At 40.8% G+C, this 11,005-nt stretch carries 6 protein-coding genes; 2 read left to right on the top strand and 4 right to left on the bottom strand.

The window, feature by feature from the left end:
- The first annotated feature begins 97 nt into the window (after positions 1–97).
- Positions 98–1,165 (top strand): SGNH/GDSL hydrolase family protein, encoded by a 1,068-nt coding sequence (locus HCG69_RS14055; RefSeq protein ID WP_221650552.1) that lies wholly within the window; start codon positions 98–100, stop codon positions 1,163–1,165.
- Positions 1,166–1,352: 187 nt separating this feature from the next.
- On the opposite strand, the gene HCG69_RS14050 is transcribed toward HCG69_RS14055, so the two are convergent.
- The 4 genes from HCG69_RS14050 to HCG69_RS14035 form a co-directional block, all read right to left on the bottom strand.
- Positions 1,353–2,633, bottom strand: a complete 1,281-nt coding sequence (locus tag HCG69_RS14050; protein ID WP_221650551.1) for an ABC transporter permease — start codon at positions 2,631–2,633, stop codon at positions 1,353–1,355.
- Positions 2,633–3,814 carry an ABC transporter permease gene (locus HCG69_RS14045; RefSeq protein ID WP_221650550.1) on the bottom strand — a complete coding sequence of 394 codons (1,182 nt, stop codon included), beginning with the start codon at positions 3,812–3,814 and terminating at the stop codon, positions 2,633–2,635. Before HCG69_RS14045 ends, HCG69_RS14050 begins: the two co-directional genes overlap by 1 nt.
- 345 nt (positions 3,815–4,159) lie before the next feature.
- Positions 4,160–5,152, bottom strand: coding sequence for an HlyD family secretion protein (locus tag HCG69_RS14040; protein ID WP_221650549.1), 993 nt, complete (start codon positions 5,150–5,152; stop codon positions 4,160–4,162).
- 204 nt (positions 5,153–5,356) lie between these two features.
- Positions 5,357–6,826, bottom strand: coding sequence for a TolC family protein (locus HCG69_RS14035; protein WP_221650548.1), 1,470 nt, complete (start codon positions 6,824–6,826; stop codon positions 5,357–5,359).
- 707 nt (positions 6,827–7,533) lie between these two features.
- Between HCG69_RS14035 and HCG69_RS14030 the strand changes: the two genes are divergently transcribed.
- Positions 7,534–11,004, top strand: coding sequence for a SusC/RagA family TonB-linked outer membrane protein (locus HCG69_RS14030; RefSeq protein ID WP_221650547.1), 3,471 nt, complete (start codon positions 7,534–7,536; stop codon positions 11,002–11,004).
- Position 11,005: the final 1 nt, after the last annotated feature.

Below are 11,005 nucleotides of genomic sequence, written 5' to 3'. Positions count from 1 at the left end.
GTAAAATAATAATCAAACGCTTTGCCTTTTCCTAACCTCTCTCTTTACTTGATGAATTTTATTTCTTACCTTTGGGGAGTCTTAATTTCAGTAACATATGAAAAATTACATCCTTGCAGTAGCTTTGCTATTTTGTACGTTGGCGTTAAGAAGCCAGCTTGTGTACCATGATGCTTCCGCCTTTCCATTGTTGGGTAAGGCAACACAAAATTCGGCAACCCGCTATGAGAGGCTACCCGATTCTCTAAGGAACATTTCTCGCAAGCCTGTATGGGCATTGGGGCAAAACAGTGCCGGGCTGGCACTGCGCTTCCGTTCCAATTCCACCACCATTGCCGCGAAGTGGGAAGTACTTCTCAATAGGAGCATGAACCACATGACACCGACGGGTATCAAAGGGCTCGATCTTTATTGCCTTCAGGATGGCAAGTGGGTATTTGTCAACAGCGGACGTCCGTCCGGTAAGGTAAACGAGGCGAAGATCATCTCCCATATGAAACCGGTGGAACGGGAATATATGCTGTATCTCCCCCTTTACGATGGTGTGACTTCACTTTCTATCGGGGTCGATTCACTGGCAGAGATCTCCCAACCGGAAGTTAATCTTCCGATACGTGAGAAACCGGTAGTGTTTTATGGCACCAGTATCTTGCAGGGAGGCTGTGCAAGTCGTCCGGGAATGGCGCATACCAATATTATCTCCCGTTGGCTGAATCGTGAATGTGTAAATTTAGGATTTAGTGGAAATGCTTTGCTCGATCTGGAAATAGCCGAGGTAGTGGCTGGTGTGGATGCTTCCGTTTATGTGCTCGACTTTGTACCCAATGCCAATGTACAACAAATGAAGGAACGTGCCGATAAGTTTTATACAATCATCCGGAGTCGGCATCCCGATACTCCGGTTATCTTTCTGGAAGATCCGATCTTTACCCATACCCGTTTCGATCAGCGTATTGCCGAAGAAGTGGCACAGAAGAACGAAACGGTGAATGCTATTTTTCAGTCTCTCAAAAAGCGGGGAGAGAAGAATATCTATATGATCTCGTCAAAAGATATGTTGGGACATGACGGAGAAGCCACTGTGGACGGCGTTCATTTTACCGACCTGGGGATGATGCGTTATGCCGAGTTGGTCTGCCCGGTGATTAAGAAATGTATCCGGTAGTACCATTGCTTTTGAAGAAGGTGTGTTGAAAGCCGGATAAAGCTTCAATATGCAACTTTTAGAAACGCAGATGATCGCTGATTGACGCAGATTTAATTTAATCTTTGCATCAATCAGCGATCATCTGTGTTTGATTGATAATGAGTTTTACTTTTGACACCCTCTCGATTGATGGCGAACTCTTTCCTTACTTCTCCCTTCTCAATTCTCCCTTCTCCCTTGTCTTATCTCCCTTCTCCCTTTCTTTCAGCTCTTTATACCGCTCGATCGCATGTTTGCGGCTCATCAAAATCTGCCAGCGATATACGAGGCAAGTGGTAAGGAAATAGAATCCGGTTTGCAGCCACAAGGCTTTGTATTCAAATGCTACTTCGCTAAGCGTACCTCCCATATTGTTGATGCGTACAAACCCATTAATGCCGAACGTCGACGGGAAGATGTAGGAGAAGTACTTCCAGAACGGAGGAATGGCAGCCCCCGGCCAGGATATTCCCGAAATGAACAACAGGGGAACGGAGGTGAATACGAAAAGCAACATACACGTCTCCCGGTTGCGGATGGCTATGGAAGCAGTCATGGCAAAGAAGATACAGGCTGCCAGATAGGGCAGCATGAACAGTGCCAGGGTACCGGGTTGCCCAATTTGGTTCAGACTGAATATGCGGGGAACTACACAAAGTACGTATACCGATACTAACGAATAAACCATGTAGTAACTCAATCCCTTTCCCATAACGATACGCAATGTTCCGTTGTAGTGCCGGTTGATAGGTACAAGGTCTTTGAAGCGGTTATTTTCCCGGGCAGTTCCCGCCGAGAGGCCGATGCCAAGCAATAATGTCTGTTGTATCAGCAGAATCAATACGGCCGGGATCAGGAAAGCGGCAAAACCATTGGTGGGATTAAACAAGGCAACATCTTCGTATTCTATCGGATAACCGGTGATTTCGTCCTGCCGGGCAGTGGTGTTACCCGCACGTTCTATTTTTATATCCCGGTTCATATCCAGAGACACGGCTGTATTGGCAAGTAACATACTCTTGTAATAGAGCAATCCACTCATGTCACAATAGATGCTGACTTGTGTTTGCTTGCCCCGTGCAATATCCTGGCTGAATTCCGAAGGGATATAGATGATACCATAAGCCAACCGGTCTTTCAACATCTGTTGAGCTTCTTCCATATCGGCACAGTAGGCCACAATATTAATATCCGGAGTAGCATCTACTTTCCGCAGATACTCACGGCTTAGTGAGCTTCGCGAAGCATCCACGACAACGGCGGGAACTTCACGTACCACTTCGTTCGTATAAATGAATCCGTAGATGAGCGGATATACCAGTGGCACGAGTACAAAGAAGATAAGTACCCCCTGGTCACGGAAAGTAGTACGGAACTCTCGCAGCCAAATGTAAAACAGGTCGTTGATGCCTTGTTTCACTTTCTCTTTGAATGTTATATCTTTCATTAGGGTACGTATTTATAGTATATCAATGCTTCTTTCAGGCGGTGAACCACCAGGAAGGGGAGCATCATGAATATCAGTAATGCCATATAGTTGGGCCACGAATAAATCATACTGTAACCGTTGAGTGCCTGGTCTACATAGATCAGGAAATAGTGGCGCAGCGGAAACAGGTTACTCAATGCCTGAAGAATCGGGTGCATTGCCATTACCGGGAATGAGAAGCCGGAAATGGAGAACGAGATAACTCCCCATAAGGAAGCAAAACTCAATCCGAGACGCAGCGTTGGCAGTGTACCTATCATCACGACCCCACAACATTGGGAAGCAAGCACCAGACAAAGGGTAGCCAGTATCATGGGCAGGATACCGCTGTTGCATGGGAAATGCAGAAAACCATACAGGTACACATTATAGAAGATACCCATAATGAAGAATACCACCGTGTGAGGCAACAACTTACCCGCCAATGCAATGTATATGGAGTTGTTACTCATACGAAGCCACTCACGGGCGGTGCGGTCTTTTATTTCCGTACCGATGGAGTAGACGGTGATCATGAATATCATCAGCATGAGTACGCCGGGTACCAGTGTGTTGCACAAATAAACGGAATAGTTCAGCCAGGGATTGTTCAGCGGATGTGTATCGATCACAATGGGTTGCAACAGAGCCATTGCCTGGTCTTCGGTAGCTCCTTTGGCATAAAGCACCGAACGACCGGCAGCTCCGGCAGCCAGTTCGCTCATCATCTTCATATCTTTGAAAAGTAATGAACCGGCTATGAGGTAGGAATTGTTGGTATAGAATGAAATCTTGGGCTGACGCTGGCTTTGTGCATCTGCCGATAGTCCTTTGGGGATATAGAAGAAGCCATAAATCTTTCCTTCCTGCACGGCAATACGGGCATCGGCCACGCTTCCGTAATGTGCTACTACTGCTGTCTGTCCGAAAGCATCCAGATTACGGATCAAATTTCGGGAGGTGGCCGACTGGTCCATATCTACCGCACCTACAGGCAGGTTGGTAGGTAGACCGGAATCCATAAGTGTAGTAAAGAATATGTAGCAGAACAGTGGTGCAATAACCATGCAAAAGAGATAAAGCGGACGTGACACGAGGCGACGGCATTCGCGCTTCATGACCAGCCACAGGGCTATGTATTTCTTTTCTCTTTCTTTCATATGAATAGTGTTCTAATTAATAATGTGTCAATTAAATAATAGGTCAATAGGCCAATTAAATAATATAAGTAATCGTTCATCATTATATGATACTATTATTGAAACGCAGAAACTCACAGATTCACGCAAAGCATATCATCGCTCAAGTATAGCGCAGCCATTTAATCTGCGAAAATCTGCGATTATTTGCGTTTCAATAAAACGCTGTCATAGTACGAACTAAATTTGAAGTACTACTTACCAATATATTACGCGACAGTAGTACACCTTCCTTACCTTATTGCGCAGCATCATAGCGCAGCCAATTGGCATATTGGTACATTATCCAATTGGCACATTATTCAATTATTTCTTAATAATCACCGACATGCCCGGGCGCAACCCTTCCACACTTTCCATGGGGCGGGCACGTACTTCAAAGGTCTTCAAGTCAAACTGACCGGTTGTCTTGGTTGCTTTCCAGGCTGCATAAGTACCTAAGTCTTTCATGTAATCTACCTTTAGTTTGATGGCTTTGTTGTCCAGTGCAGGAACAATGGCCTCAAATTCTGCTCCCATAGTGAGGTTCTTCAACAGGTCTTCGCGTACGTTGAAAGTCACCCACATATCTTTCAGAATGGCAATGTTCATGATAGGTGCTCCGGTACCTACCAACTCACCTACTTTAGGGAATATTTCGGAAACCTCTCCAGCCGCCTGTGCAATGAGGAAAGTCTCTTTAACGTAGGACTCTACTTCTGCCACAGCTCCCTTAGCACGTTCTACAAGAGCGGCAGCAGCCATTTTATCTTCGCGTTCAGCACCGTTCTTCGCCATTGTGTATTGGGCTTTTGCTGCTTTCTCTGTAGCAATAGCCGCATTACGTTGCGCGGTCACTTCATCTAATTTCTGTGCTGGCATAACTCCTTGTTCAAACAGATTCTTAACCCGTTTGTATGATTTCTCGGCAATATCAACACCCGCCTGAGCCTTCTGCCACATTTCGTAAGCAGCCTGTATCTGTTCCTGGCGTGCTCCTTTGATTGCTTTCTCATTTTGTGCCTGTGCAGCAGCTTCTGCGGCACGTGCCTGCTCCATTTTAGCAGCAATGTCCGGTGCTTCAAGAATAGCGAGGGTATCTCTCGCTTGTACGGTTTGCCCTTCCTTTACACGAAATTCAAGGATACGTCCCGGGACTTTGCTTGATACACGATATTCATCTACCTCTGCCTGCCCCTGGATAATCTCCGGTCCTTTGCGGAGCATGAAGAAACCAACGACTGCAACCAATGCAATAACTCCCAACAGGGTAAGAAATGCAAGCAGCATATTGCTGTTCTGTGATTTTTGTGATGCCATTGTTATTTAGTTATTTAATTTACAATTTACAGTTGACTATTGACAGTTGCTATGCAGGTGTGCAAGGCAACTCGTTTTCAACTATTGTTATTTACTTATTTAATTTACAGTTATTTAATTTACAGTTTACAATTTACAATTGACAATCGCAAATTGATAGTTGACAGCGCAGCTAACTGTCAATTGTCAATTGTCAACTGTCCACTATTTAAGTGTTCCCAATGACTTCTGTAGATATATCTCCGTCAGTTTTACATCTATCTGAGCGTCTATTTTCTCTGATTGGGCAGATAGCCAGGCGGTCTGAGCTTCGAGTACATTGCTGGTAGCTATTACACCTTCCTGAAATCCCAGGCGGGCATAACGCAAGTTTTCGTTTGCTTTTTCCTGATTCTTTTCAGCCATTACCAGTTTCTTTGTGGCCTCGTTTACTTTGAAGGCAGCTTGATTAACCTGTAACTCTATTTTTTCTTTCGCATCCTCCAACTGATATTGTGCGATGCGGGATTCTGCTTTTGCAGCTTTTACTTTATACATTCCCTCTCCCCAGTGCCAGATAGGTAATTGCACCATAACACCTACGTTCCACATCCCTTTGAATTTATTTTCAAAGCCGTTGAAGACAGAAGGGTTAGTAACCATGTAGTTTCCCATTAATGCTACCGAAGGCAGATGTTCGGCGCGGGTTACGTTTATTTTCTGCTTATATATTTGGGTTGCAAGTTCCAGGCTACGTATCTCCGGACGGTTGGCATAAGCAGTGGTCATGTCAAATTGTGCATTTGATTTTAACAGCGGCAAATCTTCTATGTTTTCATCAGCGAGCGCGATGGGAGTAGTTAAATCAAGCCCGCATAGTTGACAAAGCAACATTCTTGAAAGACTGAGCCCATCCTCTACTTTAGTCAGTGTCATTTCGGCTTCGTTTACTTTCACACGTACAGATAATCCATCGGCTTTAGTTGCTACCCCTTCGGCAATCATCTTCTCTACATCGCTATCTAATTTCTGAAGAAGCTCCAGATATCCTTCCGCCAATTTCTTCTTATTTACTAGTGAAACCACCTGCCAGTAAGCCTGATCCGTACTTAGAATAACTTCTTGTAGGCCAGAATGGTGTTGCTGGCGCGCCAACTCTTCAGCGTATTTAGTGATTTTGTTGTAAGCACGGATTTTACCTCCCATATAGAGGGGTTGTGTCAAGGTAATAGCACCTGCATATACATTTCGGGTGTCAGTGCGAAAGGCATCTACCAAAGATTCTCCTGCTCCGTTGAGAGCAGGGATCATTTCGTTTCCCATTTGTGTGATGACCGGGGCGAGTTTTTGTGCCAATTCAGGGGGCAGTTGCCCTAAAATAGCCTGTCCGGCTTGCTGTAGAGGACCTCCTATACTGTTCCCTAACCCTGATAACGCACCCTTTTGAGCATCATTTAATAGCGAAAACTCTTTTTGATTTCTCATGTAGGCTCCCGTTGCCGAGATATTGGGAAGGTAATTGGTAAAAGCAGCCTTTCGCTGGTAATGTGCAGCATTTATTTTCTCATTACTGATGAGCAACTCTTTATTGTTGGCCAAAGCCAATGCACGGCAACTATCTAAGTTGAGTATACTTTGTGCTTTTGTTGAAAAGAAAATGCTTAGCAGAATTGTCAGAATGAATATTTTTTTCATTGCATCTTGCGTATTATAAAGGTGATACTTCTTTTTTTACAACATAAAATTCAACTACTTTGTTTATGAAGATTTCCTGTTTTTCTCTTAAAACTGACAGAATAATGATTGCATAAACAACGAAACAAAAGTAGAGGCTTTCTATGAATTGGCAAAATGATTTAAGTTTTTTTGAGTATAATAGTAAGGATACTTCTTTTATAGGATAATAAGACGGAATTACGGAACTAATGATACATACTTTTTGCTATAATGCAAAATAAAAGAGATGAGTAGAAATAATGAAGTTTGTTTTTTTCTACTCACCTCTTTTTTTATTCTGCTAAATATACTTGGATTTGTTTCGTTCGATTATTCGCTCCTTGCGTACTATATTACGTTTTCTCTTGGTTGATACTATCTTTTGTATATTGATCTTACTTGCTAAGAGATTTATTCTACTTAGTTCACTACGTTTATTTTTTAATTATCAGATTTAGACACAAAAAAATATAATAAAATACTTTTCTTGTTTAGTATCATTTGCTTTTGGATTGTAATATTAATATAAGACCTTAAAATGAGAATTAAAATTAATATATATTGTTTTATATTGAATAATGAAGAACATGAATGAAAAAAGTTAATGGAAGAAAATTTGTATTTGGTACAAAATGTACATCTATGATTAAGGTAATAAGTATTTTGTTAACGTTAAAAAATGCCCAATGAAAAAAAATCTAAAGTACAAGATTGAGCTCTTGTTATTTTCCCTATTTCTTTTTGTTCCATTCTTTACGTATGCTACAGCACAAAATGATGTAGCAATAAGTTTGGATTTTACAAATGTTCCTTTAAGTAAAGTATTGAATGAGATTGGTCGTCAAACTTCACTACGTATTGTATACAATACTAAAGATGTGAATCCTGACCAAATCGTCTCAGTGAAAGCGAATTATCAGAAACTATCTTCTGTTATGGCGAATTTACTGGAAAACACTAATGCAACATTTACAGTGAAGAATGATTATCTGGTACTTTATTCTTCTAAAGGTACTAATGCTGTAAAAGAAGTAGTTCAACAGAATAAGCGTGTTATTAAAGGTTTAGTTTCTGATAATTATGGAGAACCATTGATTGGGGTAAGTGTATTAGTAAAAGGAACTGCTATGGGAACTATAACTGATATTAACGGTAATTATTCTATAGAAGTTCCAGATGATAAGGCTGTACTTGAGTTTAGTTACATCGGTTATCAAAAGGCTGTATTACCAATAGCTGGTATTAGTTCTTTTAATGTTGTTCTGAAAGAAGATACTCAGGTTTTGAATGAGGTGGTTGTGACAGCTATGGGAATCACCCGCGAGGCTAAAACTCTTACCTATGCAGCGCAAACTATTAAAAATGATGAAGTGACCCGTATTAAAGAAACGAACTTCATTAATTCACTTCAGGGAAAGAGTGCGGGGCTTACTATTACTCCTAATAATGCAGGTGCAGGTGGTGGAGCTTCTAAAATAGTACTCCGCGGTTCCACTTCTATTCTTGGAACCAATCAGCCATTAATTGTTATTGATGGTGTGCCTATGCAAGATGGTATGGGGTCGCAAGTCACTGATGGAATAGCTTATGGTGGTGGACGTAGTGGCGATGATTTACTGTCTACTATTAATCCTGAGGACATTGAAAATATGACTATTCTTAAAGGACCGAATGCTGCTGCACTTTATGGTAGTGCTGCTAATAATGGTGTGATTGTTATCACCACTAAATCTGGTGCTTCCGGTACTGTAAAAGTAGATGTTTCCAGTAGTACATCTGTTGAGACAATCGCTATGTATCCTCATACTCAGCAGCTTTTTGGTATTAGTGATAATAATCAGTGGTCGGCATGGGGACCTGAAATCGGTACACGTTCGGCAGATGATGTGGCATCTGCTCCATATCTAATGAACTCTGCCCGTAATTCTATAAAAGACTTTTTTAATTTAGGCGTAACACTTAATAACGGTATAACACTTAGTGGTGGAACGGAAAATTCCCGTACATATTTCTCTTATAATAATACGTATCAAACAGGACTTATTCCTAATAATGATTTCCGTCGTAACAATGTGATGCTCAAGGAGGCATTCTCTTTGTTTGATAAACGTATCAATATCAGTACAAGTCTTAACTGGATACATCAAAAAACAAATAATGCTCCGGTAGTTGGTAAGGCTTTGAGTACACTTTATCCATTGTATCGTACTCCTGCTGATATTGATATGCGCTATTTTAAGCATAATTATAAACATATTGGAACAAGAGCGGATAATATAGTAAACGATCCGGAAAAAGGAAATCCTAAGTTAGCAGGACAACCTGTACAGACTTGGTATTGGTATGATCAATATTTAAATAATCCATATTGGGTAGCTAATATGTATAATGACGTACAGAAGCGTGATCGTATAATGGGGAACATCACTTTGGATGCTATCATCTGGAAAAATATAAAATATCAGACGCGGTTTAGTGTAGACTATGTACTTCAAAATAATCTGAATGAAGAATATGCAGGAATGAATCGTGTAGGCTTTGATTATGTAGGTGGTAAATATTATTCAAGTGACTCACGTACAAGTGATATTTATAACGATCATATGGTTTCCTATAACGAACGTCTGGATGATAAAGTAGATGTTAATGTAGCAGTGGGTACTAGTTTTACTCGACATTATAGTCGTAATACATCTATTACTACTAATATTGATACTTGTGGTATACCCAATGCATTTGTTCCTCAAAATAGTAAGTATAGTCGTCCCAATAATCCAAATGGTAGTGCGACATCCGCTAATGATAGTTGGAATTATTCCGATTGGAGTACAGCTGTTTTTGCAACAGCTTCTATTGGACTGTTTGATAAAGTGTATTTTGACGGTAGTTATCGTTTAGAGTGGGCACAATCATTTCAACAGTTTACTCAAGGGTCTGGATACAAGTCTTTCGATTACTATTCAGCTGGTGTTAATGTGCTTTTGGATAAATTTTTACCTCATTTAGATTGGCTTAATCAGTTAAAATGGCGTGGAAGTTGGTCTGTTGTGGGTAATCCTATACCCAACACTCTTTTTTCCCGCCAAAGTTATAATTTCGGTAATGGTACTGTAAATACTCGTCCGCCATTATTTGATGATCCTAAACCTGAAACTACAACTTCGTTTGAAACAGGTCTTGATGTATGGTTATTTGATAATAAATTCAATTTTGATATTACCTATTATAATTCTACACTTCGTAATCAATTTCTTTACGTTAGTACAGCCAATGGTGAATCTAAACCTGTGAATACTGGTAAGATTCGTAATTATGGTCTTGAGTTTTCTGCAGGTTACCGTTGGAATATTAATCATGATTGGCGGTGGCAAACAGGTTTTAATTTTGCTTGGAACGACAATCGTATTTTGGAAACTTATAAGACAGAAAGTGGAGCACCTTACATTGTAGAAATGGGAACCAATGCATTTAAGATTAAGTATATTGAAGGAGGACGTTATGGAGATATTTATGTAAACTCCTTTGCTCGTGACGAAAACGGACATATAAAAATAAACGGTGCAGGTGATTATGAGAACGCTGTACCTGTGATGGAGTCTGGTAAATATGAGACTTATGTAGGTAATACCACTTCTCCTGTTACTCTTGGATGGAACAATACTTTCTCTTGGAAGAACTTTAATTTGTATTTCCTTATTGACGGACGTATTGGTGGAAAGGTTATGTCTCTTACAGAACCTGATCTTGATTTGTTCGGTCTTTCCGAACGCTCGGCTCACGATCGTTTAAAAGGTGAGCGTGTTACGCAAAACGGAAAAGAATATGTTTTAAAAGAGCTTCCTGATGGTTCTGGTAATAAGGTTCCTGTTGAGAACTATTATACTACTATTGGTGCTTATCCTATGGAAGATCATGTTTACAGTGCTACCAATTTGCGTATGCGTGATATTTCTTTAAGTTATAACTTTTCAAACTTACTTGGTAAGAATACGGGATTGACTGCACAGTTTTCTATAAAGAATGCATTCTTTATTTATAAAGATTCGCCAATTGATCCGGATATCTCTGTATCAGCTGCTAATGGTTATTCTGGTATTGATTGTTATTCATTGCCAACTACACGCAGTTATGCATTGACACTAAAATTCAACTTTTAAA

Origin of the sequence: Bacteroides sp. K03 (assembly GCF_019734355.1) — a bacterium.
Taxonomy (GTDB): Bacteria; Bacteroidota; Bacteroidia; order Bacteroidales; family Bacteroidaceae; genus Bacteroides; species Bacteroides nordii.
Note: the sequence above shows the minus strand (reverse complement) of the source record. Positions and strands in the feature narration are given on the sequence as shown.